Annotated in this window: 26 protein-coding genes; 8 read left to right on the forward strand and 18 right to left on the reverse strand. The window is 65.6% G+C overall.

All coding sequences use genetic code 11. From position 1 onward, the window contains the following. Positions 1 to 168: 168 nt before the first annotated feature. The 7 genes from ribH to gltX all read right to left on the reverse strand — a co-directional run bounded on the left by ribH (position 169) and on the right by gltX (position 5,942). A complete protein-coding gene (gene ribH / locus AAIO73_RS08100; protein WP_345877208.1) occupies positions 169 to 591 on the reverse strand; it encodes a 6,7-dimethyl-8-ribityllumazine synthase in 423 nt (140 codons plus the stop codon). Between the two features lies 1 nt (position 592). Continuing rightward, a complete protein-coding gene (gene ribB / locus AAIO73_RS08105) occupies positions 593 to 1,723 on the reverse strand; it encodes a 3,4-dihydroxy-2-butanone-4-phosphate synthase (RefSeq protein WP_345877209.1) in 1,131 nt (376 codons plus the stop codon). Beyond that, entirely contained in the window at positions 1,710 to 2,315 is a 606-nt protein-coding gene (locus AAIO73_RS08110) for a riboflavin synthase (RefSeq protein ID WP_345877210.1), read from the reverse strand. Before AAIO73_RS08110 ends, ribB begins: the two co-directional genes overlap by 14 nt. Before the next feature lie 72 nt (positions 2,316 to 2,387). Continuing rightward, positions 2,388 to 3,341 carry a bifunctional diaminohydroxyphosphoribosylaminopyrimidine deaminase/5-amino-6-(5-phosphoribosylamino)uracil reductase RibD gene (ribD, locus tag AAIO73_RS08115; RefSeq protein WP_526023788.1) on the reverse strand — a complete coding sequence of 318 codons (954 nt, stop codon included), beginning with the start codon at positions 3,339 to 3,341 and terminating at the stop codon, positions 2,388 to 2,390. A gap of 26 nt (positions 3,342 to 3,367) precedes the next feature. Beyond that, positions 3,368 to 3,715: a hypothetical protein gene (locus AAIO73_RS08120; protein ID WP_242119619.1), complete on the reverse strand. Its 348-nt coding sequence runs from the start codon at positions 3,713 to 3,715 to the stop codon at positions 3,368 to 3,370. Between the two features lie 144 nt (positions 3,716 to 3,859). Further along, a complete protein-coding gene (locus AAIO73_RS08125) occupies positions 3,860 to 4,531 on the reverse strand; it encodes a TonB family protein (protein WP_345877211.1) in 672 nt (223 codons plus the stop codon). 91 nt (positions 4,532 to 4,622) lie between these two features. Further along, positions 4,623 to 5,942 carry a glutamate--tRNA ligase gene (gene gltX, locus AAIO73_RS08130; RefSeq protein WP_345877212.1) on the reverse strand — a complete coding sequence of 440 codons (1,320 nt, stop codon included), beginning with the start codon at positions 5,940 to 5,942 and terminating at the stop codon, positions 4,623 to 4,625. Between the two features lie 119 nt (positions 5,943 to 6,061). Between gltX and AAIO73_RS08135 the strand changes: the two genes are divergently transcribed. Beyond that, positions 6,062 to 6,997 carry a ribose-phosphate pyrophosphokinase gene (locus AAIO73_RS08135; protein WP_056458326.1) on the forward strand — a complete coding sequence of 312 codons (936 nt, stop codon included), beginning with the start codon at positions 6,062 to 6,064 and terminating at the stop codon, positions 6,995 to 6,997. Positions 6,998 to 7,203: 206 nt separating this feature from the next. Here AAIO73_RS08135 and AAIO73_RS08140 read toward each other — a convergent pair whose 3' ends face one another. The 5 genes from AAIO73_RS08140 to AAIO73_RS08160 all read right to left on the reverse strand — a co-directional run bounded on the left by AAIO73_RS08140 (position 7,204) and on the right by AAIO73_RS08160 (position 11,316). Continuing rightward, positions 7,204 to 8,160, reverse strand: a complete 957-nt coding sequence (locus tag AAIO73_RS08140; RefSeq protein ID WP_526023789.1) for a CsgG/HfaB family protein — start codon at positions 8,158 to 8,160, stop codon at positions 7,204 to 7,206. A gap of 670 nt (positions 8,161 to 8,830) precedes the next feature. Continuing rightward, on the reverse strand, positions 8,831 to 9,562 hold the full coding sequence (locus AAIO73_RS08145) for a DUF3800 domain-containing protein (protein WP_345877214.1): 732 nt from the start codon (positions 9,560 to 9,562) through the stop codon (positions 8,831 to 8,833). A gap of 62 nt (positions 9,563 to 9,624) precedes the next feature. Further along, the gene (locus AAIO73_RS08150) at positions 9,625 to 10,371 is read right to left on the reverse strand and encodes a sulfite exporter TauE/SafE family protein (protein WP_345877215.1); all 747 of its coding nucleotides are present in this window, start codon (positions 10,369 to 10,371) and stop codon (positions 9,625 to 9,627) included. Between the two features lie 4 nt (positions 10,372 to 10,375). Beyond that, positions 10,376 to 10,765, reverse strand: a complete 390-nt coding sequence (locus tag AAIO73_RS08155; RefSeq protein WP_345877216.1) for a hypothetical protein — start codon at positions 10,763 to 10,765, stop codon at positions 10,376 to 10,378. Continuing rightward, positions 10,762 to 11,316, reverse strand: a complete 555-nt coding sequence (locus tag AAIO73_RS08160) for a sterol desaturase family protein (protein ID WP_345877217.1) — start codon at positions 11,314 to 11,316, stop codon at positions 10,762 to 10,764. Before AAIO73_RS08160 ends, AAIO73_RS08155 begins: the two co-directional genes overlap by 4 nt. A gap of 199 nt (positions 11,317 to 11,515) precedes the next feature. On the opposite strand from AAIO73_RS08160, the gene sucC reads away from it, so the two are divergent. The 3 genes from sucC (at position 11,516) to AAIO73_RS08175 (ending at position 14,698) form a co-directional block, all read left to right on the forward strand. Further along, positions 11,516 to 12,715: an ADP-forming succinate--CoA ligase subunit beta gene (gene sucC, locus AAIO73_RS08165; RefSeq protein WP_345877218.1), complete on the forward strand. Its 1,200-nt coding sequence runs from the start codon at positions 11,516 to 11,518 to the stop codon at positions 12,713 to 12,715. A gap of 307 nt (positions 12,716 to 13,022) precedes the next feature. Then, positions 13,023 to 13,772 (forward strand): electron transfer flavoprotein subunit beta/FixA family protein, encoded by a 750-nt coding sequence (locus tag AAIO73_RS08170; RefSeq protein WP_345877219.1) that lies wholly within the window; start codon positions 13,023 to 13,025, stop codon positions 13,770 to 13,772. After that, a complete protein-coding gene (locus AAIO73_RS08175; RefSeq protein WP_345877220.1) occupies positions 13,769 to 14,698 on the forward strand; it encodes an electron transfer flavoprotein subunit alpha/FixB family protein in 930 nt (309 codons plus the stop codon). Before AAIO73_RS08170 ends, AAIO73_RS08175 begins: the two co-directional genes overlap by 4 nt. 353 nt (positions 14,699 to 15,051) lie before the next feature. On the opposite strand, the gene AAIO73_RS08180 is transcribed toward AAIO73_RS08175, so the two are convergent. Next, complete coding sequence (locus tag AAIO73_RS08180; protein ID WP_345877221.1) at positions 15,052 to 15,570, reverse strand: hypothetical protein; 519 nt, start codon at positions 15,568 to 15,570, stop codon at positions 15,052 to 15,054. Positions 15,571 to 15,664: 94 nt separating this feature from the next. Here AAIO73_RS08180 and AAIO73_RS08185 point away from each other — a divergent pair, with 94 nt between their 5' ends. After that, a complete protein-coding gene (locus AAIO73_RS08185; RefSeq protein WP_345877222.1) occupies positions 15,665 to 16,894 on the forward strand; it encodes a dipeptidase in 1,230 nt (409 codons plus the stop codon). An 18-nt stretch (positions 16,895 to 16,912) separates the two neighbouring features. On the opposite strand, the gene dapD is transcribed toward AAIO73_RS08185, so the two are convergent. From dapD to mnmA, 3 genes are all read right to left on the reverse strand, one after another. Then, positions 16,913 to 17,731, reverse strand: coding sequence for a 2,3,4,5-tetrahydropyridine-2,6-dicarboxylate N-succinyltransferase (gene dapD, locus AAIO73_RS08190; protein ID WP_345877223.1), 819 nt, complete (start codon positions 17,729 to 17,731; stop codon positions 16,913 to 16,915). After that, on the reverse strand, positions 17,728 to 18,390 hold the full coding sequence (locus AAIO73_RS08195) for a pyrimidine 5'-nucleotidase (protein WP_345877224.1): 663 nt from the start codon (positions 18,388 to 18,390) through the stop codon (positions 17,728 to 17,730). Before AAIO73_RS08195 ends, dapD begins: the two co-directional genes overlap by 4 nt. A gap of 174 nt (positions 18,391 to 18,564) precedes the next feature. Beyond that, positions 18,565 to 19,659 (reverse strand): tRNA 2-thiouridine(34) synthase MnmA, encoded by a 1,095-nt coding sequence (mnmA, locus tag AAIO73_RS08200; RefSeq protein ID WP_345877225.1) that lies wholly within the window; start codon positions 19,657 to 19,659, stop codon positions 18,565 to 18,567. A gap of 112 nt (positions 19,660 to 19,771) precedes the next feature. Here mnmA and AAIO73_RS08205 point away from each other — a divergent pair, with 112 nt between their 5' ends. The 3 genes from AAIO73_RS08205 to AAIO73_RS08215 all read left to right on the forward strand — a co-directional run bounded on the left by AAIO73_RS08205 (position 19,772) and on the right by AAIO73_RS08215 (position 20,804). Further along, positions 19,772 to 20,041, forward strand: a complete 270-nt coding sequence (locus AAIO73_RS08205) for a hypothetical protein (RefSeq protein WP_345877226.1) — start codon at positions 19,772 to 19,774, stop codon at positions 20,039 to 20,041. Between the two features lie 100 nt (positions 20,042 to 20,141). Then, the gene (gene sciP, locus AAIO73_RS08210; protein ID WP_242119584.1) at positions 20,142 to 20,444 is read left to right on the forward strand and encodes a CtrA inhibitor SciP; all 303 of its coding nucleotides are present in this window, start codon (positions 20,142 to 20,144) and stop codon (positions 20,442 to 20,444) included. 108 nt (positions 20,445 to 20,552) lie between these two features. After that, positions 20,553 to 20,804 carry a GlsB/YeaQ/YmgE family stress response membrane protein gene (locus AAIO73_RS08215; protein WP_056458690.1) on the forward strand — a complete coding sequence of 84 codons (252 nt, stop codon included), beginning with the start codon at positions 20,553 to 20,555 and terminating at the stop codon, positions 20,802 to 20,804. A gap of 105 nt (positions 20,805 to 20,909) precedes the next feature. Here the strand turns inward: AAIO73_RS08215 and AAIO73_RS08220 are convergent, their stop codons facing one another. Together AAIO73_RS08220 and msrA are read right to left on the reverse strand one after the other, a co-directional pair. After that, on the reverse strand, positions 20,910 to 22,880 hold the full coding sequence (locus AAIO73_RS08220) for a GAF domain-containing protein (protein ID WP_345877227.1): 1,971 nt from the start codon (positions 22,878 to 22,880) through the stop codon (positions 20,910 to 20,912). Positions 22,881 to 23,023: 143 nt separating this feature from the next. Continuing rightward, on the reverse strand, positions 23,024 to 23,566 hold the full coding sequence (msrA, locus tag AAIO73_RS08225; RefSeq protein WP_345877228.1) for a peptide-methionine (S)-S-oxide reductase MsrA: 543 nt from the start codon (positions 23,564 to 23,566) through the stop codon (positions 23,024 to 23,026). Between the last annotated feature and the right edge of the window lie 51 nt (positions 23,567 to 23,617).

Raw genomic sequence — 23,617 nt, forward strand, 5'->3', positions numbered from 1 at the left:
GAACATGATGACAACAGGTAGAACCGTTCGTGCTGAGTAGGGGCTGAGCGAAGTCGAAGACCCGTATCGAAGCACCTGCTACCAACGGTCCTTCGATACGCCAGTTCGACAAGCTCAATGGCTACTCAGGACGAACGGGTTGGCTTAATGTCATCACGTTCTAAGTCGTCACACCGAAAACCGCTCGCGCAATGCCAGCATCGCCAGCGCCGCCTTGGCCGCCTCGCCGCCCTTGTCCTTCTCGTCCTTTTTCGCGCGGGTCAGCGCCTGCGCCTCGTTCTCGACGGTCAGGATGCCGTTGCCGACCGGCACCCCCTCCAGCGACAGGTTCATGATCCCGCGCGCGCTCTCGTTCGACACGACCTCGAAATGATAGGTCTCGCCACGGATGATGACCCCAAGCGCGACGAACGCGTCATAGGTCTCGGCGGCATCGGCGATCGCGATCGCACCCGGTACCTCCAGCGCGCCGGGGACGGTCACCGTCTCATGTTCATGCCCCGCCGCCTCGATCGCCGCCCGTGCGCCTTCGAGCAGCAGATCGTTCAGATGGTCGTAAAATCGCGCCTCGACGATCAGTATCTTCGCCATATCAATTCTCCGTGATCGGCCGTTCGCCGACGATCTTCAGCCCATATCCGTCGAGCCCCACCAGCGTGTGGTGGGTGTTGGTCAGCAGCACCATGTCCTCGACGCCCAGTTCGTTCAGGATCATCGCGCCGACGCCATAGTCGCGCAGTTCCTCCATGTCGGGCACCGGCGCACCGCTACGCGCATGGATCGCCAGCGTCAGGCCATCGGGCCGCGGCCGGTTGATGACCACGACGACGCCGGCACCCTCCTCACCGATGATCCGCATCGACTTGCGCAGCAATCCGCCCCGCTCGCCGCCTTCGCCGAACAGATCGGCAAAGGGCGACAGCGCATGCATCCGCACCAGTGTCGGCTTGCTCGGATCGATCAACCCCTTGACCAGCGCCACCTGCTCGCTGCCCGTCGCCTTGTTCCAGAAGGTCATGGCGCGCCATTCGCCGCCCCATTCGCTCTCGAACACCGTCTCCGCGCGCTTCGTGACCAGATGGTCGTGGCGGCGGCGATAGGCGATCAGGTCGCGGATCGTCCCGATCTTCAGGCCGTGCAGCTGCGAAAAGCCGACCAGGTCGTCCATCCGCGCCATCGTCCCGTCCTCGTTCATGATCTCGCAGATCACGCCCGAGGGATTGAGGCCGGCCAAGCGCGACACGTCGACCGCCGCCTCGGTATGGCCGGCGCGGACCAGCACGCCGCCTTCGCGCGCGACCAGCGGGAAGACATGGCCCGGCGTCACGATCTCCGACGCTTCCTTGCTGGCGTCGATCGCCACCGCGATCGTCCGCGCGCGATCGGCGGCCGAAATACCGGTCGTCACCCCCTCGCGCGCCTCGATCGAGACGGTGAAGGCGGTCTCGTGCCGCGTACCGTTGTTGCGCGCCATCAGGTCGAGGCCGAGTTGCTCGACCCGCGACTTGGTCATGGCGAGGCAGATCAGCCCCCGCCCGTGCCGTGCCATGAAATTGACCGCGTCGGGCGTCGCCATCTGCGCCGGGATGACCAGATCGCCCTCATTCTCGCGGTCTTCGTCGTCGACCAGGATGAACATCCGCCCGTTGCGGGCCTCGTCGATGATCTCTTCGGGGGACGACAGGAAAGCGTGGCGGAGACCCGCCAGTTCAGCGTTGGCCACGGACTTGTTCCATTCGCATCAGATAACGGGCGAGCACGTCGATCTCGATATTGACCGACTGCCCTTGCGTGAGCGTCCCAAGCGTCGTGACCGCCTGGGTATGCGGGATCAGGTTGACGGTGAAGCGCGTACCATCGGCGTCATCAGCGACGTCGTTGACGGTCAGCGACACGCCGTCGATCGTCACCGACCCCTTGGTCGCGACGAACGGGCTGAGCGCGCGACCGATCGCGAAGGTGACGCGGGTCGAATCCTTGTCGCTCTCGGTGGCGACGACCGTGCCGACGCCGTCGACATGGCCGGTGACGATATGGCCCCCCAGTTCGTCGCCCAGCTTCAAGGCGCGTTCGAGGTTCAGCGGACGTCCCGCGACCCACTGATCGGCGGTGCGCGACACCGTCTCGCCCGACACATCGACCGCGAACCAGCCCGGCCCCTTGTCGACCACGGTCAGGCACACGCCCGAACAGGCGATCGATGCCCCCATGTCGATGGTGGTCGTGTCATAGGCGCAGGTGATCCGCACCCGCAGGTCGCCCGGCCCGTCGATCGATTCGATGCGCCCCACGTCGCTGACTATTCCGGTAAACACGCTTCGCTCCTCATCGTGGATCGTTCGGCAGCCACCGCGCCATTCCCGCGCGGGCGGGAGGCACCGGTCGGTCTATCGCTCGATCCTGACGCGCTCGTAGACCTCCAGCCGGTCGCTGCCAAGCATCCGGGCGTCGTGCAGCCGCCATCGCCCGTGCGCCGCCGCCAGATCGGTCAGCCCGATATCGGGCAGCGTCCGGCCATGCCCGATCAGGATCGGCGCGCGGTACAACAGCAGCCGGTCGACCGCATCGGCGCGCAGAAACGCCGCCGCCGTCGCCGCCCCGCCCTCGACCAGCACATGGTCGCCCGGCAGATCGACCAGTGCCTCGATCCCCGGCAGCATCGTGAACCCGTCCATGGCTTCGCAATCGGCCGACAGCACGACCCGCTGTGGGCTGCGACCGGTCAGGCCGGGCAGCCGCACGTCCAGCTTCGGCCGGTCGATCTCCGCCGTACCGCGCCCGACGAGGATCGCCTCGTGGCGACTGCGCTCGACATGGCCGTGCGCGCGCGCGCGTGGTCCAGTGATCCACTGGCTCTGCCCATCGGCGCGCGATACCGCGCCATCCAGTGACAGCGCCAGTTTCAGCGTGACGAACGGTCGCCCCAGCGCGCGCCGCGTCAAAAACCCCGCCATCGCCCGCGCCGCTTCCTCGCTCCGGACGCCGGCAACCACCTCGATCCCCGCCGCCTGCAACCGGGCGATCCCCCGTCCATCGGTCCGCGGATCGGGATCGGTCAGGCCGATGACGACCCGCGCCACGCCGCTCTCGATCAGCAAATCGGAACAGGCCGGCCCCCGCGTCGAGACATGGGCGCACGGCTCCAGCGTGACATAGGCGGTCGCGCCCCGTGCCCGATCGCCCGCCTGCGCCAGCGCTTCGGCTTCGGCATGCGGCCGCCCGCCCGCCCGGGTCCAGCCGCGCCCGACGACCCGGCCGTCCGCGACGATGACGCAACCGACATTGGGATTGGGCGCGGTGCTCCCACGCGTTCGCGCCGACAGCGTCAGCGCCGCGCCCATCCAGCGCGCATCCTCGTCAGACTGGTTCAGATGCCCCAGCTTTTCAGCTTGTCGTCGATCTTCTTCCACTCTGCCTGCCGCTTGGCGCGTTCGCGTTCGAACTCGGCCTGTTCGGCCTCCTGCTTGGCCTGGTCGATCTTCTGCTGGGCGATGATCTCCGCATCGGTGCGGTTCGCGGGCCAGCTTTCGAAATAGATGATGTTCGGCTTGTACGCCCGTTCGAAATAGGAATCGTGGACGAAGGCCCAGCCGATCACCAGCACGACGCAGATCGACGCCAGCAGGAACCACCATTCATGCTTCTCGCGCGCACGGGCGAAATTCGCGAAATCGCGGATGGCATGGACCGGCGAGAAGAGGTGACGCAGCTTCACGCCGCCCAAGATAGGCGTGGGGGCGTATCTGCGCCAGCCCCCGGTGCCGCCTTCGAAAAAAGGATGATTCACGCGAAGACGCGAAAAAGGTTGCGCCCGCTGCAACCTGATCCGCGCCTTCGCATGAACCGATTCTTCCAGCCTTCAGCTATCCTGCATCGTGAAGCGCACCGTCATTTCGCGCCAGCTTTCGACCGCCTCCCCATCGCGCGTCGCGGGACGGAAGCGCCATTTCGACAGCGCGCGCTTCTTCGTGGCCTCGAAGAACGCATCGCTGGTCGATCGCACCGGTTCGATGGCGCTGACCCGCCCGTTGCTGCCGACCAACACCCGGACGACGACCACGCCGTCGCGGCCGATATTGCGTTCGAAGGCGGGATAGTCGGGCTGGAAATCGGCGCGATACCGCGGGTCGACGCTCGCCGCGACCAGCACCGGCAGCGGCGTCGCGACCGTCACCGGCGTGCCGGTACCCACCCCGCTCGGCGTTGTCGGCAGCGGTACCGGCGGCGGCGGTGCGGGCGGGATGACGTCGGTGCTCTCCATCGCCGGCCCCGGCACCGGATAGGGCGCGGGCGGCACGACCGGCAGCGGCGCGGGCGTGGGATCGTTGACGACCCGCTCGACCGGCTTCACCTCGTCGATCGGCGGCGGCGGCGGGTCGATCGGGATGGCTTCGGTTTCCAGCGGCTTGTCGACCGGCCCGCGCATGACGGTCGTCGCCGTCATCATCGCCAGCGCCAGCAGGCCGCCATTGATCGCAATCGCAACGCCCAAGCCCACCGGGCTCAGGCCACGTTGTCCCTGATATGCCATGCCACCGTCCCTTCGATTCGTATCTCCTGCCGTCCAATCGGCTGATGCGATGAGATACCCTATCGTCGGGTCTGTAAAGCTGACGTGCGCGTCAGCTTCTCAACCGTTCGACCGCCCGCTCGCGACCGATCAGCGGCAACAGCGCCGCCATGTCCGGCCCATGGTCCATGCCGGTCAGCGCGCGGCGCAGCGGCAGGAACAGCGCCTTGCCCTTGCGTCCGGTCTCCGCCTTCAGTGTAGCCGTAAGTTCGCTCCAAGGATCGCTCCAGTCCAGCCCCGCCGCAACTTCCGCCGCGCGGGCCAGGAACGCCCGATCCTCATCCGCCACCGGCAGCTTGTCGACCGGCCCGGTCACCACCCGCCACCAGTCGGCGGCATCCGCCACCCGCTCCAGATTGCCGCGCACCGCCTCCCACGCCGCCGCATCCATCCCTGCGGGCAGCATCGTCGCGACCCGTTCGAACGGCAACTGATGCATGATCCGCGCATTGACCTGCGCCAGTTCCGCTTCGTCGAACCGCGCCGGCGCCCGCCCGAACCGGCCGAAATCGAACGCATCGATCAACGGTGCCGGATCGACTACCGCTTCGACCGGATCGCTGGTCCCCAGCCGCGCCAGCAGCGCCACCACCGCCTCCGGCTCGACCCCCTGCTCCCGGAAATGGTCGACGCCCAGCGACCCCAGCCGCTTCGACAGCTTTCCCTCGTTGCCGACCAGCAGCGCCTCATGCGCAAAGTCCGGCGGCGTCGCGCCCATCGCCTGAAACATCTGCATCTGCGTCGCGGTATTCGACACGTGATCCTCGCCGCGCACGACATGGGTCACCCCCATATCGGCATCGTCGATGACCGAGGGCAGCAGATACAGCCACGACCCGTCGGCGCGCCGCACGACCGGATCGGACAGCAGCGCCCCGTCGAACCGCTGCGGCCCCCGCACCATATCGTCCCACTCGATCGGCGCCGCCTCCAGCCGGAAGCGCCAGTGCGGCCGCCGCCCCTCAGCCTCCAGCCGCACGCGATCATCGTTGCTCAGCTTCAATGCCGCCCGATCATAGACCGGCGGCAACCCCCGCCCCGCCAAGATCTTGCGCCGCAAATCCAGTTCCTCGGGCGTCTCATACGCTGGATAGATCCGCCCGCTCGCGACCATGTCGGCGAACACCGCCTCATAGCGATCGAACCGCGCCGACTGCCGTTCCTCGCCATCGGGCACCAGCCCCAGCCACGCCAGATCGCGCCGGATCGCCTCGACGAACCGCTCTTCGCTGCGCGCCCCATCGGTGTCGTCGATCCTGAGCAGGAACCGCCCGCCCGCCATCTTCGCGAACATCCAGTTGTGGAGCGCGGTGCGCAGATTGCCGATATGGAGGAAGCCGGTCGGGCTGGGGGCGAAACGGGTGACGGTCATGGGCCGCCCAATCGCCCATTTGTCGCATCGGCGCAAACGCCGGCGTCACATGGGTTTCACAAATCGTCCGCGCCCTCTATGGCGCACCCATTCTTTCCATCATGGATACGGGCGCACCCATGAAGCTGCTGGCGGGCAATTCCAACCTTCCCCTGTCGACCGCGATCGCGGACTATCTGGAAATCCCGCTGACGAAAGCCAGCGTCCGCCGCTTCGCCGACGAGGAAATCTTCGTCGAGGTGCTGGAGAATGTCCGCGGCGAGGACGTGTTCGTCGTCCAGTCGACCAGCTATCCGGTCAACGACAATCTGATGGAAATGCTGATCATGATCGACGCGCTGAAGCGCGCGTCGGCACGGCGCATCACCGCGGTCATCCCCTATTTCGGCTATGCCCGACAGGACCGGAAGCCCGGACCGCGCACCCCGATCTCGGCCAAGCTGGTCGCCAATATCGTGACCGAGGCCGGCGCCGACCGCGTGCTCTGCGTCGATCTCCATGCCGGGCAGATCCAGGGCTTCTTCGATATCCCGACCGACAATCTCTATGCCGCGCCGGTCATGTCGGAGGATATCAAGACCCGCTTCGGCGAGCATAACCTGATGGTCGTGTCGCCCGACGTCGGCGGCGTGGTCCGCGCCCGCAGCCTCGCCAAGCGCCTCCACAACGCCCCGCTCGCCATCGTCGACAAGCGTCGCGAACGCGCCGGCGAATCGGAAGTGATGAACATCATCGGCGATGTCGAAGGACGCTTCTGCGTCCTGATCGACGATATCGTCGATTCGGCCGGCACGCTGTGCAACGCCGCCGCCGCCTTGAAACAGGCTGGCGCGGTCGGCGTCGTCGCCTATTGCACCCACGGCGTGCTGTCGGGCGGCGCGGTCGCCCGGGTCGAGGCGTCGGCGCTCGAAGAACTGGTCATCACCGATTCGATCGGCAACCACGACGTGATCGCGCAGGGCAAGAAGATCCGCCACCTGACCATCGCGCCCCTGCTGGCCGAAGCGATCCGCCGCATCGCCGACGAATCGTCGGTGTCGAGCCTGTTCGACTGAGCGGTGATCCTCCCCGTTCATCGGGGAGGGGGACCGTCCGCAGGACGGTGGAGGGGACGTGCCGCAGACGCAACGCCTTAGCGGGCGCTCGCCCTTACGGAAACGCCGCCCCGGATACTGATCTAGCCGAACCGAGCCAGACGTCATCCCAGCGCAGGCTGGGACGACGCCGGTTCGACGTAAAGGCCTCCAGAGCCTGTAACCGATCAGTGGATATCCGGCGCGTCGGGCGAGGCCTGCGACGGAGCCAGCTTCGTGTTCAGCACCCAGCCGACATTGTCGTTTTCGTCGGCGACTTCCCAGAACAGCCCGTTCTTGTTGCCGGTGGGATAGACGATGCTGCCGACCGGCAAGGTGCGGATGACCTTGGCGGAGGCAACCGCCGATGCCCGCATCGCCACCGGCGCCTGCGCGGTGAAGGTCTTGGCCGGGGCCGCCTGCGCCGTCCCTTCCGCGCCGGGCCGGATGAGGCCGAGGCTGTTGACCATCTTGGCATAGGCCTGGATGAACGACAGGGTTACGATCCGGCCGATATCGGTATTGTCATATCCGCCGCCGACCGCGCCGGCCACGGCGAAGAACCCGCCCCCGCCCAGCGAGATGTTGTTCTTCGCGGCATAGCCGTCTTCGGTCGCGATCGTTTCGGTCGTGCGGACGTTGGTCAGCGATAGCACCGTGTTCGCCTCCATCTTCTTGCTGCGAAGCCCGCCGATCAACCCGCCGACGCGCCCGCCCAGCAATCCACCGACCCCGCCGGCAATACCGTTGCCACTGACATTCGAATTGGCGCCCTGCACCTCGGCGACGAGCACATAATCGGCGGCCTTGATCTGCCCCTGCCCGACATTCGATCCGCGTTGCAGGCCCAGATTGCCGCCGATCGCGCGCTCTTTCTCGGCGGCGTTCAGCCCGCTACCGCGATCGATGATATTGAAGCAGCCGGACCGGGCGACCAACACCTTCAGCAGCTTGGACGGCGGCGCGAGGTTCCACGCGGTCCAGTAGGACGAATTGTCGCCATCGACGATCGAAACGGTGCCCAGTTTGCGGGTGCAGCGCGGCACGTCGTTCGCCGTCTGCTCCTGCAACCGTTGACCCGCCGACGGCTTGGCCAGTTTCTGCGCGATGGCGGGCGTTGCGGATGCGAAACTGGCAGCCACCATCGCGGCGGCGATCAAACGCGTCTTCACTGCTGTTCTCCCCTTCGCTGGACGCGAGCGGGACGGATCGACCGGACCGCCCGCAACGCGCCGTTCAAAGCGGGACGAACGGGTAATGCGTACAACAGTATTCGGCAATATCGCGAGACGATACCAATCGCTTTACCCACGATACCGGACCAATCAAATCAATGATGTTCTGACTGATTTTCATATGCTTAAGATAAATATGCGTCTGTCCAAGCGCCTAATTTCTTTGCGAACTCACGGTAGCAGGAACTGGACTCGGAACAGGTCGCCATCGTTCCTGGATCGTTAGGTAGCGGGAAGGACGTGACACGACTGAAGTGCGAAATTTTTGGTCGATACCAAATCGAAACAAATAGTTAGTTGGCGGGCTGGCCGGCCGACCGAGCGTTCCCGCCTGTTCGAAACCTCTGCGAAAATCTTCGTATCCCGGCGAAGGTCGCGGCCTAGTTGCAGGACGTCGACAAGGTACGGAAAAGCCTTCCCGACTAGGCTCCGGCCTGCGCCATGGCGCCGAGCACGCTTACCCGAATAGCTGGAGCCGTTGTTGCCAATTTCGCATATCGGTCTCATATACCGAACAAGGATTGGGCTTCCCCGGTCGACGTTGGGGCTTCGGTATGCCGGAGCCCCTTCGTTCATTGGGTCACGGAAAAATTTTAAGATCCTTGATCCGCGTTTCGATGATGTCGAAAGCCCGATTCGGTTGGTCCGGTCGTAGCACGCGTAACGCGAGCGGGCGGGCGATCAGGTCGCTCAGCTGATGGCCCGCCAGATTGGCCGCTTTCGGAACGAATACAGGCTCCAGCGGCGTCCGCGTGAAATCGATCGACCGCCATCCCCATCGCTTGTCGTTCGCCGCGACACGCCGAAACTCAAGCTCGAGTTGCCGATCCTCCTCACGCCCCCGCCCTTCGAACAGGATATGGGTTATCCGGCCTGCCTGTCCATCATCGCTGAGCTGAAGGCTTAACTTCTCCATGCAGAATTGCATGGCGATTTCATATGGATTCCATGGGTTGGCATAGCGCGCCTTGTGCGCGACCTTATCGATGACCGCTGCATAGACGCTTACCGGCACGTCTGCGACGATCGCATTGATATCGCACATGAAAGCTTCTCGGATCGCAGAATCCTGGCGCAGGAACGCGAATGGAGGTTCCTGTTTCCGTATCTCTCGCTCATGCAGGATTGCCGCGTCGTGACCAAAATACTTGAACTTCAACCGACGAAAGGCTGGCTCGACCCGATCGACATACTCACTTTTCCGAAACAGGCAGAATACGAGCGCGAAGACGGGAAATTGCGGGTCGATTGAAACTAGACCATGGTCGCCGCTCTCATCCGCGAACGCGATATAGTCACTGAAATGCGGCATATACTACGGATGTCGCGATTGGCGGCGATGTGCAACGTCTTTAGCGACGCAACGCGACCTGCTCACAACACCCCGTCCCACACCAGCTTCACGCCGACCACGATCATCAGTACATAGATCGCGGTATAGAATCGGCGCGCCGCCACGCGCCGCACCAGCCATACGCCCGCCACCGTCGACGCGATCGCCACCGGCAGCAGCACCGCCGCCGTCGCCAGATTGGCGGGCGTGAACTGCCCGAGCGCCAGATAGGCTGGCACCTTCAGCCAGTTGACGGCCGCAAAGAACAGCGCCGTCGTCCCCACCAGTATATCGCGCGGAAGTTGACGCGGCAGCACCCATAGCTGGAACGGCGGCTGTCCGGCATGGGCGATCTGGCTAGTGAAACCCGACGCCACGCCGAACAGCGTGCCGACCCAGCCGGGGGAGGCTTGCGCGACCGGCATCCCATGCCGTTCGGTCCATAGCCGCCACAGTCCGAACGCGATCGAAATCCCCCCGACCAGCGCCAATACCGCCGAAGGTTGCACGCTGCTGGCAAAACGATAGCCGAGGATGATGCCGATCCCGGCGCCGGGCAGCATCCACCCGATCACCCGCCAGTCGATCGTCCGCCGGAACGCCCAGACGCCGACCACGTCCTGCACGATCAGGATCGGCAACAGGATCGCTGCCGCGCGCACCGGATCGACCGCCAGTGCCAGCATCGGCAGCGACAGTGCGCCCATGCCCGAAAAGCCGCCCTTGGCGAGGCCCAGCATCACCACCGCCGGCACCGCCAGCGCATAGAAGAACGGATCGTCGATCACCGCGTCAGTCGCGCGGTTCGCCCAATGCCTGCGCGATACGGAACAGCGCCAGCACGCCGACCGCCAGCACCGCGACCAGCGCCAGCACGGCATAGGTCAGCACTTCCAGCCAGCGCGATACCGCCCGGGTGGCGTCGGCCTGTCGCGCGGTCGCGATGCTTTGCGGCGTTTCGACGCGGGGCGCGCCGGTCGTGAACGGCGCGGGCGGGGTCGCGGGCACCGGCTCACCGGTGCGCGGATCGACCCGTTGCACCGGGCCGGTGTCAACTTCGGCGCCGGAACGCGACGTTCCGCCGTCGGTCGACATGGTCGCGACTGCCCCGACCATCGCCAGCGTCGCGAAGATCGCTAGCGCCCATGACAGCGCGCGTGCCTGCCAGCCCTCCGGCGTCATGGATGCTCGATGGGGTCGCGGGTCTTCGCGGTGGCGGCGCGTACCCCGGCATTGCCGCGCCGTTTGAGTTCGGCCTTCAGGTCTTCGGGCTTGGGCGCCCACAGGAAGCCGAAGCTGACCGTGCCCTGCTTTGTCTCGACCGCATGGTGCAGCCGGTGGGCGGAGATGATCCGCTTCATATAGCTCGACTTCGGTAAATAGCGGTGCTGCAACCGGCGATGGACGATGATGTCGTGGAATCCGAAATAGATCGCGCCGTACGCGGCGATGCCCGCGCCGATCCAGATCGTGCCGGGCCACCAGCCCCATTGCACCCCGCCCAGCAGCAGGACGACCGACGGCACCGCGAAGATCGCGGCGTACAGGTCGTTCCATTCCCAATTGCCGTGGCGCGGCGCATGATGGCTGGCGTGCAGGAACCAGCCCGGCCCGTGCATCAGCCAGCGATGCGCGACATAGGCGAACCCTTCCATGAAGATCACGGTCGCGACGAAGATCAGGATGCCGATTGCCCAGTGCATCGCGCGCATATAGCGGCTCGGGCAGAACATTGCGACGCCATAGCGGGGGCCTGCGGCAAATCGCGATCGGTCGATCCCCCGCCCCGGTCCTGACCGATATATCGTAAAGCATTTGCGACGCAGTTGCATTAAGGTCGATTTGGGCTGGATTCGGCCTCCGGCATGTGCTCTAGGCGTGGCAACTTTGCCAACTTAACAGACACCCACCCGAGAGGCGGAAGGCGAATCCATGAACATTCACGAATATCAGGCCAAGGAACTGCTCGCGAAGTTCGGCGTGCCGGTGCCCGCCGGCTTCTCGGCGATGAGCGTCGAGGAAGCCGTCGAGGCATCGTCGAAGCTGCCCGGACCGCTCTATGTCGTGAAGGCGCAGATCCACGCCGGCGGCCGCGGCAAGGGCAAGTTCAAGGAACTGGGTCCCGACGCCAAGGGCGGCGTCCGCCTCGCCAAGACCGCCGACGAAGTCCGCGCTCATGCCACCGACATGCTCGGCAACACGCTGGTCACCATCCAGACCGGTGACGCGGGCAAGCAGGTCAACCGCCTGTACGTGACCGACGGCGTCGACATCGCGAAGGAATTCTACCTCGCGCTGCTCGTCAACCGCGCGACGGGCCGCGTCTCGATGGTCGCCTCGACCGAAGGCGGCATGGACATCGAAACCGTCGCGCATGACACGCCCGAAAAGATCCACTCGATCGACATCGACACCGCGACCGGCTTCATGCCGCATCACGGCCGCGCCGTCGCCGCCGCGCTCGAACTGACCGGCGACCTCGCCAAGCAGGCCGCCAGCGTCGCGTCGAAGCTGTATGACGCGTTCCTCGGCACCGATGCCGAGCAGATCGAGATCAACCCGCTCGCCGTCACCGAAGACAACAAGCTGGTCGTGCTCGATGCCAAGGTCGGCTTCGACGGCAACGCCATGTTCCGTCACAAGGACCTGATGGAACTGCGCGACACCACCGAAGAAGACGCGATGGAGCTGGAGGCGTCGAAGTACGACCTCGCCTACATCAAGCTCGACGGCGACATTGGTTGCATGGTCAACGGCGCCGGCCTCGCCATGGCGACGATGGACATCATCAAGCTGAACGGCATGTTCCCGGCCAACTTCCTCGACGTCGGCGGCGGCGCGAACAAGGAAAAGGTCACCGCGGCGTTCAAGATCATCCTCGCCGATCCGGCGGTGAAGGGCATTCTCGTCAACATCTTCGGCGGGATCATGAAGTGCGACATCATCGCGGAAGGCATCGTCGCCGCCGCGAAGGAAGTGAACCTGTCGGTGCCGCTGGTCGTCCGCCTCGAAGGGACGAACGTGCAGGCCGGCAAGGACATCCTCGCCAATTCGGGTCTGGCGATCGTTCCCGCCAACGACCTCGGCGATGCCGCCAAGAAGATCGTCGCCGAGGTGCAGAAGGCCGCCTGAGCCATGGCGGTCCGGCCCGCTCCTGGCGGCACGCGACTGGCATGGTCGTTTGTCAAAGGATTTGGGGCGGGCGCCTTGGTCGTGATGGTTCTGGTCCGACTGCTGTAAGCGGCGGATCAGTCGGAAACAGGGTCCGGACGGAAACGTCCGGGCCCTTTTTCGTTGGGGTGGCAGGGCGATTCGGGCTAGGGTCGCCGCCTGCCGCTACGGCGTCCCGGCGTTTCCATACCGGACTTGCGAAACCCACGCAGAACCGCCACAGAAACCCGCGATGCCACCGCGCAAAACGTTTTGAGAGGGAGTGCCCATGAAGGTGCTGGTGCCGGTCAAGCGTGTGCTTGATTACAATGTGAAGCCCCGCGTGAAGGCGGACGGGTCGGGCGTCGACCTCGCCAACGTCAAGATGAGCATGAACCCGTTCGACGAGATCGCGGTCGAGGAAGCGATCCGCCTGAAGGAAAAGGGCGTGGCGACCGAGATCGTCGTCGTCTCGATCGGCGAACAGAAGTCGCAGGACACGCTGCGCACAGCTCTCGCCATGGGCGCCGACCGCGCGATCCTGATCACCTGCGAGACCAAGGTCGAACCGCTCGGCGTCGCAAAGCTGCTCAAGGCGGTGATCGACGAAGAAGCGCCGCAGTTGGTCATCCTCGGCAAGCAGGCGATCGACGACGACAACAACCAGACCGGCCAGATGCTCGGCGCACTGACCGGCTATCCGCAGGGCACCTTCGCCAGCAAGGTCGAGGTGTCGGGTGAGAGCGTCAACGTCACCCGCGAGGTCGATGGCGGGCTGGAGACGGTCGCGCTCAACCTGCCGGCGATCGTCACCACCGACCTGCGCCTCAACGAACCGCGCTACGCCTCGCTGCCCAACATCATGAAGGCCAAGTCGAAGCCGCTCGCGGCCAAGACTGCCGCCGATCTTGGCGTGGACGTCACGCCGCGTCTGACGACGGTCAAGGTCGAGGAACCGTCGAAGCGGCAGGCGGGTGTGAAGGTCTCCGATGTCGACGAACTGGTCGGCAAACTGAAGACGCTGGGAGTGGTCGCATGAAGACGCTGGTTTGGGTCGAACATGACGGGCAGTCGGTCAAGGACGCGACCTTTGCGGCCGTCACCGCCGCCGCCAAGCTGGGTGAGGTCGAGGCGCTGGTCGCCGGACAAGGCGTCGACGGCGTCGCACAGGCTGCGTCGCAGATTGCAGGCGTCACCAAGGTGCTGGTCGCCGACGACGCGGCCTATGCCCATAACCTTGCCGAGAATGTCGCGCCTTTGGTCGTCGAGCTGATGGGCAGCCACGACGCGTTCGTCGCCGCCGCGACGACGACCGGCAAGAACATCGCGCCCCGCGTCGCCGCGTTGCTCGACGTCATGCAGATCAGCGAGATCCTGTCAGTCGAGGGACCGGACAGCTTCACCCGCCCGATCTATGCCGGCAATGCGATCGCGACGGTCAAGACCAGCGATCCCAAGCTGGTGCTGACGGTGCGCGGCACCGCGTTCGACAAGGCCGAAGCGACGGGTGGCTCGGCCGCTGTCGAAGTCGTCACGTCGACCGGTGACAAGGGCGTATCGAAGTTCGTCGGTGCCGAAATCGCCGCGTCGGAACGCCCCGAGCTGACCAGCGCCAAGATCATCGTCTCGGGCGGTCGCGCGCTCGGATCGGAAGAGCAGTTCCACGCGCTGATCGATCCGCTGGCCGACAAGCTGAACGCCGCGGTCGGCGCGAGCCGTGCGGCGGTCGACGCCGGCTATGCCCCCAACGACTATCAGGTCGGCCAGACCGGCAAGATCGTCGCTCCGGAAGTCTATATCGCGGTCGGCATCTCCGGCGCGATCCAGCATCTGGCGGGAATGAAGGATTCGAAGGTCATCGTCGCGATCAACAAGGACGAGGACGCACCGATCTTCCAGGTGGCCGATGTTGGGCTGGTGGGCGATCTGTTCACCGTGGTGCCGGAGTTGACCACCAAGCTTTGAGTGAAGCAGCGAAGCTGCTGACCGGTGCGCAAGGGGCAAAGCCCCGAGCGCACAAAGCGACGGCCGGCCGGCGTCGCCACAGCGACGACCGACGACGCGGGATTTACTTCCGCGTCGGCCGTTGTCGAAGGGACCGGTCTGGTCGAGCGCTGCGCCCCAGGGTCAGCGTCAAGCAAATTTCCCCCCACGGTCGGACCGCAAATCCTCCCCGGCACGGGGAGGGGGACCAGCGTAGCTGGTGGAGGGGGCGGGCCAGGAACGCTACCGCCCCATTTGCGGACAGCCCCCTCCACCATGCTGTGCATGGTCCTCCTCCCCGTGCCGGAGAGGATCGGAAGCCTTTCAGCAAGCTCCTACGGCGTCACCGCCACCGGCAACGGCACCGCCGGATCGAGCGGAATCGCCACGCGCTTGGCCCGTTCCTTCTTCGACGGCCCGCCCTTCACCCCGCGCACCATGTCACTAAGCAGCTTGCCGACATTGGTCGCCTCGCCCGGCTCTTCGCAGCAACTGTTCGGATCGATCAGCTTGCCGACCGCCCGCACGAGGAACGTTCCCCCGCCGAAGATATCGACCCCGGTCGTGCACCCTTCCGACCTGGTTGCGCACGGACTGGCTGTCGCGCCCATCGCCCCACGCCCGTCGGCATAAGGGTTCGATGCCAGCGGTCGGTCGGGCGGGGTCCGCTCCGACGGCAGCGGGATACGTGGCGTCCGTGCCGCCTCGCCGCACACTAGGATTTCGTCGTCCTGCGAATTGCGCCGCTGCGATGCGCAGGGATCGACCAAGATCGAGATCCGCTCGGGCGGCGACGGGATCGGGCGGGCGGGCGTCGCGGCCTGACCGGCCAGCAGCAGCAACAGGGCAACCATCGGCGCATCTCCCACCGGCCATGCAGCGAACGCATGGAGGTATCCCGCTGTAGCACTTGTCGGCGTCCTACGCGACGCGTTAGCTTGGCGCCCGATGCTGCTCCCCCTGTTCCTGCTCGCCGCGCAGGCCCCCGCCCCGTCCGCCGCCGATATCGCGCGTGCCGAACGCGTGCTGGCGCGCACCCCGATCATCGACGGGCATAACGACCTGCCATGGGAAATCCGCGACGGGCATCATGCCGCGGTCGAGGCGGTCGACCTGAACGCCGACACCAGCCGCATCGAACCGCCGCTCCAGACCGACCTGCCACGCATGGCGAAGGGGCATGTCGGCGGGCAATTCTGGTCGGTATGGATTCCGGCGACGACGACAGGTCCGCAGGCGGTGGAGACGACGATCGAACAGATCGACATCGTCCGCCGCATGATCGCCGCCAATCCGGCGCGCATGGCGCTGGCTCGCGACGCCGCCGACATGGCGCGAATTTCGAAGAGCGGCCGTATTGCCTCGCTGATCGGTGTCGAGGGCGGTCATCAGATCGATGGCCGCCTCTCGGTTCTACGACAATTTTATAACCTCGGCGTCCGCTACATGACCCTGACCCATGGCAAGAGCGTCGGCTGGGCCAACAGTTCGACCGATGCCCCACAGGCGAACGGGCTGACCGATTTTGGCCGCAAGGTCGTGGCGGAGATGAACCGGCTGGGGATGCTGGTCGATGTCGCGCACGTGTCCGACGCGACGATGGCGGCGGCACTGGCGGTGACGAAGGCGCCAGTCATCGCCTCGCACTCCAACGCCCGCGCCATTGCCGACCGGCCGCGCAACATTCCCGATTCCTTGCTGGCGGCGATCGGGCGTAATGGCGGCGTGGTGATGGTCAACGCCTATCCTGCCTTCCTGTCGAGCGCGTGGAACGGCTGGGACAATCGGCGCGGCGCCTATGCCAAGGCACAGGGGCTGCCGGGCAACCGATATGGTCGCGAGACGCCGCCGGAACTGCAGGCATGGGAAGCGGTCAACCCCGCCCCCCGCGTCACCGCCGCGACGATGGCCGATCATGTCGAGCACATCGCGAAGGTCGCCGGGCGCGCCCATGTCGGCATCGGCGGCGATTATGACGGCATTTCGGGCACCGGTCCCGAAGGCATGGGCGGCGTCGACGGCTATCCGCTGCTCTTCACCGAACTCGCGCGACGTGGCTGGTCCGACAGCGACCTCAGCGCGCTGGCGCAGGGCAATGTCCTGCGCGTGCTGGCGCAGGCCGAAGCGGTGGCGAAGTCGCTGGCGAACCAGCCGCCGGTCGACGCCACCGCCCCCTGACCGGCGGCGGGGCCGGCATCAGTCGCGCAGCAGGTCGTTGATGCTGGTCTTCGACCGGGTCTGCGCATCGACGCGCTTGACGATCACCGCACAATACAGCGCCGGCTTGCCGTCGCCGCCACCAATCGATCCGGGTACCACCACCGCATAGGGCGGCACCTCGCCGCGGAACACTTCACCGGTCGCGCGGTCAATGATCTTGGTCGAGGCACCCAGATACACGCCCATCGACAGCACCGCGCCCTCACCCACGCGGACACCCTCAGCGACCTCGGCCCGTGCGCCGATGAACGCGCCGTCGCCGATGATGACCGGATCGGCCTGCAGCGGTTCCAGCACGCCGCCGATGCCCGCCCCGCCCGACAGGTGCACGTTCCGGCCGATCTGCGCGCAGCTGCCGACCGTCGCCCAGGTATCGACCATCGTGCCTTCGCCGACATAGGCACCGATATTGATGAAGCTCGGCATCAGGATCGCGCCCTTGCCGACGAAGGCGCCGCGGCGGACGATGCTGCCCGGCACCGCGCGGAAGCCCGCCTCGCGGAAGCGATGCTCGCCCCAGCCGGTGAACTTGCTTGGCACCTTGTCGAACCAGTTGGTGCCGCCGGGGCCGTCCATGATGGTGTTGTCGTTCAGGCGGAACGACAGCAGCACCGCCTTTTTCAGCCACTGATTGACCTGCCAGCCGTCGCCGACCGGTTCGGCCACCCGTGCTTCGCCCGAATCAAGCAGCGCCAGCGCGGCGTCGACCGCGTCGCGGACCTCGCCCTGGGTATGGACGGTCAGTTCGGCACGGTTTTCCCAGGCGGCGTCGATCTGGGCGGCAAGGTCGGTCATGATTCCTCCACGAAGCGTAGCCACGCGACGATGTCGTGCGTGATGTAATCGATATGGTCACGGGCCACGCCCGGCCCCTGTTCGGACCCGTTGTCGACCCAGACGGTGGTCATCCCCGCCGCCTTGGCCGGGATCAGGTTGCGCGCCATGTCTTCGGCGAACAGCGCGGTCGTCGGGTCGATCTCCCATGCCGCGCACAGTCCTTCATAGGCGCTGGCATGCGGTTTGGGCCGATAGGCGGTGGCATGAATGTCGTGGATGCCGGCGAAACTGCCCGACAGGCCCAGCTTTTCCAGCACGCGCCGCGCATAGGGCGCATCGCCATTGGTGAAGACCAGCTTGCGTCCCGGCAGCCCGGCCAACAGGCGCGGCAGATCGGGATCGGGCACCAGCGGCGAAAGGTCGATATCGTGAACGAAATCAAGAAAATGGTGCGGATCGACCGCCTGTTCCGCCATCAACCCCGACAGCGACGTGCCGTGGTTATGGAAATGCATCTTCTGCACCCGGCGCGCCTCCGCCGCGTCGCAGTCGAGCAGGTCGCAGATATATTGCCCCATGCGCGCCTCGATCTCGGCGAACAGGTTCGACGACGCCGGATACAGCGTGTTGTCGAGATCGAAGATCCAGTCGCGGACATGGGCGAGCGCAGGTAGCATCGGTCGCGGGCTGTAGGCGGTGGTGGCGATGGCCGCAAGTTCCTCCCCGGTACGGGGAGGGGGACCATGCGCAGCATGGTGGAGGGGGGTGTCGGCACTCGCAGCCGTTGCGTTGCGCGGCGAACCCCCTCCACCAGCTTCGCTGGCCCCCCTCCCCGTACCGGGGAGGATTTTTTACGCGGCTTCTGTACCTTCGATCCAGCCGCCGCCGAGAACGCGGTCGTTGGCATAGAGTACCGCCGCCTGCCCCGGCGCGACGCCATATTCGGGGGCGTCGAATACCAGCCGGTCCCCGTCCAGCCGTGCCGGCACGGGTTTCGCCATCGACCGCACCTTCGCGGTCAGCGGGCCGGCATGATCGCCGCCGATCCAGTTGATCTCCGACAACCGCGCCGCGCCCACCGCCAGCGCGCTGCGCGGTCCCACGACCAGCCGCTTCGTCGCCGGTTCCAGCCGCACGACATAGAGCGGTTCGGCAAGGCCACCGATCTCCAGCCCGCGCCGCTGCCCGACGGTATAGCCGACCAAACCGGCATGCCGGCCCAACACCCGACCGCCCAGATCGACGATCTCGCCGCCGTCATTGGCTTCCGGGCGCAGCTTGCGGACCAGCCCGGCATAATCGCCATCGGGTACGAAACAGATGTCCTGGCTGTCGGGCTTGCCGGCGACGCCGAGGCCCAATTCGGCGGCGATCTCGCGCACGCGCGCCTTGGGCATGCCCCCCAGCGGGAAGCGCAGGAAATCGAGCTGGTCCTGCGTCGTCGCGAACAGGAAATAGCTCTGGTCGCGCGCCGGATCGACCGCGCGGTGCAGTTCCGCGCCATTCGGCCCCACCACCCGCCGGATATAATGGCCGGTGGCGAGGCAATCCGCCCCCAGATCGCGGGCCAGTGCGAACAGGTCGGTGAACTTCGGCCCCATATTGCATTTGACGCACGGGATCGGGGTACGCCCTGCCAGATAGGCATCGGCGAAATCGTCGATCACCGTTTCGCGGAAACTGGTCTCGTGATCGAAGACGTAATGCGCGATGCCCAGCCGGTCGCATACCGCCCGCGCATCGCGAATGTCGCGCCCGGCACAGCAGGAACCGGCACGTCCGACCGCGGCGCCATGGTCGTACAGTTGCAGCGTGACGCCGATCGTCTCCGCGCCGGTCGCATGGGCAAGGGCGGCGACGACCGAACTGTCGACCCCGCCCGACATGGCGACGACGATCCGCCGCGCGGAAATCGGTGATTCGAGTTGAAAATCAGCGGCATTCATGATCCCGCCGATAATCCTTTCACGGCCGGCTTGCAAAAATACCGTGCCATTTACCGGACCTTCAGTTGTCCGGCGTAGCTATGTCGTTAGAAACCCATGAGGGAAAGATGCATTGGACCTGAGTTTCGCCCGTTTCGACCGTGGGATAGCGGTCACGCCGTTGCCGACCGAGCTGGCCGTGCTGCTGGCTGCGGCGACGGGGCGGCAGGCGGCGACGCCGACGGCCCGGTTGCAGACGCGGCTCGCGTGGAAACGTGCGCCGGTATCGCTGCTGACCCCGACCGACGGCGCGTTCAACCGCTGGACGGCGGCGTTGCTCGACCCGTGTATCGTGGCGGAACACCGTTCCGTCGTGAAACCCGCATGGGCCCAGCGCGAATGAAGACCATGTTTACCTAGCCGTTTTAGCCCATGTTCAAACGTAAGCCCGCATGACCGCAGAAGTAGGTTTCAGGGGTCCCCACCCCGGCTCGAGGTCCAGTATGATTGAGAACCAGAAAATCCGTCCGGCAAAGGTGATCGGTCCGCTCGGCGAACCGCTCACGATCGACTCGCTGCCACCGCCCGACACGACTCGCTGGGTCGTGCGGCGCAAGGCGGAAGTGGTCGCGGCGGTCAACGGCGGGTTGCTGAGCGTCGACGACGTCTGCATGCGCTACAACCTGTCGGCGGAGGAATTCGCCGGGTGGCAGCGTGCAGTCGACCGGTCGGGCATGCCGGGGCTGCGAGTGACGCGGATTCAGCACTACAAGACGTTATACGAACGGCAGCAGCGGAAATATTGAGTATCCGTTAAATACGGAGGCGGAACAAGCTAGTCCGTTGTGAGTCTTTCCATCTGTACACCCGGTACGCACAGGCCGGGTCGCAGGCACCAAATGGAGGGACGTCAAATGGGTATCATTCTCTGGCTCATCGTGGGCGGTGTCGTTGGTTGGCTGGCCAGCATCATCATGCGGACCGACGCGCAGCAGGGCATCTTTTTGAACATCGTCGTCGGCATTGTCGGTGCGGTGATCGCCGGTTTCGTGACCGGGGCGAACATCAATAACGGCATCACCGTCACGAGCTTCCTGTATTCGCTGGTCGGCGCGATCGTGTTGCTCGCGATCGTAAACCTCGTCCGTCGCGGTACGGTACGCTAAGCGTCCGGTTTACCGACGGAGAACAAAGGGCCGCCCCTCACCGGGCGGTCTTTTTGTTTTGGAAGGTCGAGTACGGCAGGTCGGTCGCAAGCGACCGGAATAGCGTCAGCTTGCGGTCAGGTCGGACAGCGTAGCGTGCATCGTCACCACGATCCCCGCCGGATCGAAGCGAATTTCGCTGTCACCATTGCCGGTCAGCCCCAGTCGAAGCAGCTTCGATCCGAAACCGCGCCGGCTCGGTGCCGATACGGATGGACCACCCGTCTCGCGCCAGTCGAAGCGAAGTACCCCGTCGGTAACAGTCCAGTCGATCGATACCCGACCGGCAGCATCGGAAAGCGCGCCATATTTGACGGCGTTCGTGCCCAGTTCGTGCAGGATCAGCGCCAGCGAAAGCGCCGCGCGCGCGCCGAGCGCGACGTCGCCACCCGACAGGGCGATGCGATCGTCGCAGCCGAACACCGCCAGCACTTGGCCGATCGTCGTGCGCATGTCGGCACCGACCCAGTTGCGGTCGACCAGCACGTCATGCGCGACGCCCAGCGCCTGCAGCCGCCGTTCGAACGCGGCGAGCGGCTCCCGATCGGCCGCGCCGCGCAGCGTCTGTGACGCGATCGCCTGCACCATCGACAGCGTATTCTTCAACCGGTGCGCCAGTTCCTGGATCAACAGGCTCTGGCGTGCTTCCGATTCGACCTGTCCCATGCCGACCTCGACCCGGTCCGCGACCTTGCGCAGGAACCCGATCTCCTCTGCCCGCCAACTGCGGGGCGCGGGGTCGTGGACCAGAAATGCCGACACGGTACGGCCGTCGCGACGCACGGGCACGATGACGAAGGCGCCGATCGGCATCGCCAGCAACGCATCGGCGCGACCGAGCGTGCGTGAATCGGTCTGCACGTCGCGCACGACCACCGCCTCCCCGCGCTCGATCGCGTCGTGCAATGTACCGAAATCGGACAGGTTGCGGCGTCCGGCCAGCATCGGTTCGCCGGCTTGCGTCCAGTCGGGCTCGATCTCGATATGCGTCGTCGTCGCATCGATGCGACCGAATCCGGCGCCGGCGACGTCCAGCGTCCCGCCGACCAGTGTCGATGCGACCTGCGCCACCGCAGCGGCGTCGTGACAGTCGCGCAGCATGTCGCCGAGTTCGATCAGCGCGGTCTGCCGGCCGTCGGCGCCACGTTCGTCGGTAATGTCCTGCAGGATCGCGCCGAAGCGTTCGCTATCGATCCGGAAACAATGCCCGCGAAACCAGCGGCGCAGCGTAGGGATATGGTGGACGAAGCCGACCGGCGTCCCGTCGCGCAGCAATCCGTGCAGGTCATCGGCCCAGCGCGCCGGTGCGGCCAGATCGAGCACCCGTCCGGTCTTGGCCAGCATCGTCGCGCGATCGATGCCCCATAGCGCGTACCATGCCGGATTGGCATCGAAAAACTGCCAGTCGACGACCCGGCCGTCCTTGCCGCGCAGCGCCTCGCCCAGTGCGAAGCCGTCGCCCAGATTCTCGAACAATCCCTGCCAGCGCTGTTCGTTACCGCTGAGCGCCGTCTCGGCATCGGCGATCCGTGCCAGCGTGGCTTCGCGTTCGGCGAGCAGCCGCCGCGTCTCCAGCGTCGTCACCACCTGCCGCGCGAGGCTGCGCATCATCTCGCGCTGAAGGTCGCTTACCCCCCCCGGCCGGGGCGCGACATCGAGCACGCACAGCGTCCCGATCGCCACACCGTTCAGGCGCAACGGCACGCCGGCATAGAAGCGCACCATCGGTCCGGCGGTCACGATCCCGCTGTCGCAGGTCCGGGGATCGGCCGACAGGTCGGGAATGACCAGCATGTCGTCGGCATCGAGCGCATGGACACAGATCGCGTCGTCGAGCGAGGTGCCGGGAGCGTCGGTGCCGACCCGGGCGGAAAACCACTGCCAATCGGCATCGATGACGGTGATAAGTGCAACCGGGGCCGCACATATCTGTGCCGCCAACCGCACCAGATCGTCCTGCACCGCGTCCCCGGTCGGCTGTGTCAGGCGATGATCGCGTATCGCCGCCAGCCGGTCCGTCTTCGCGGGGTCGTCCATCGCCCCCATGTCATATGCCCCCAAGGCCATGTTCCGAATAGCAATTTCCCGGAGACGACACAAGGGCCGCGCCATGGTTGGCACGGCCCTTGCACCAAAGCCCCGTAACAGGCCAGCGGCATTTACATCGGTTCCGGGTGCGATCAGGCGGTCTCGGCACTCCGCGTCCGCGCAGCGAAGCTCTTGCGAAGCTTCTGCAACTTGGGCGGGATGACCGCGAGGCAATAGGGATTGCGCTGTCCTTCGCCTTCCCAATATTCCTGATGATAATCCTCGGCCGGATACCAGGTCGTGAGCGGTTCGATCGTCGTCACGATCTTGCCGCGGCCTTCGCCCGCCCGCTCGATCCCGGCGCGCGCCGCGCTTTCCTGTTCGGGGGACATCGGGAAGATCGCCGAGCGATATTGCGTACCTACGTCATTGCCCTGGCGGTTGAGCTGCGTCGGATCATGCGTCGCGAAGAAGATGTCGAGCATCTCGTCATAGCCGATGACCGCCGGGTCGTAGGTAATGCGGATCGCCTCGGCATGGCCGGTATCGCCGCTACAGACCTGCTTGTAGGTCGGATGCTCGGTCGTGCCGCCGATATAGCCGCTTTCGACCTCTTCGACGCCGATTACATCGCGAAATACCGCTTCGGTACACCAAAAACATCCACCGGCGAAGATCGCCTGTTCGGTAGCCATTGCGTAATCTCCTTCTGTCAGGGAGATAGGCGCGCGCTGCGGCGGTACAAT

Origin of the sequence: Sphingomonas epibiotica (assembly GCF_039615155.1) — a bacterium.
Taxonomy (GTDB): Bacteria; Pseudomonadota; Alphaproteobacteria; order Sphingomonadales; family Sphingomonadaceae; genus Sphingomonas.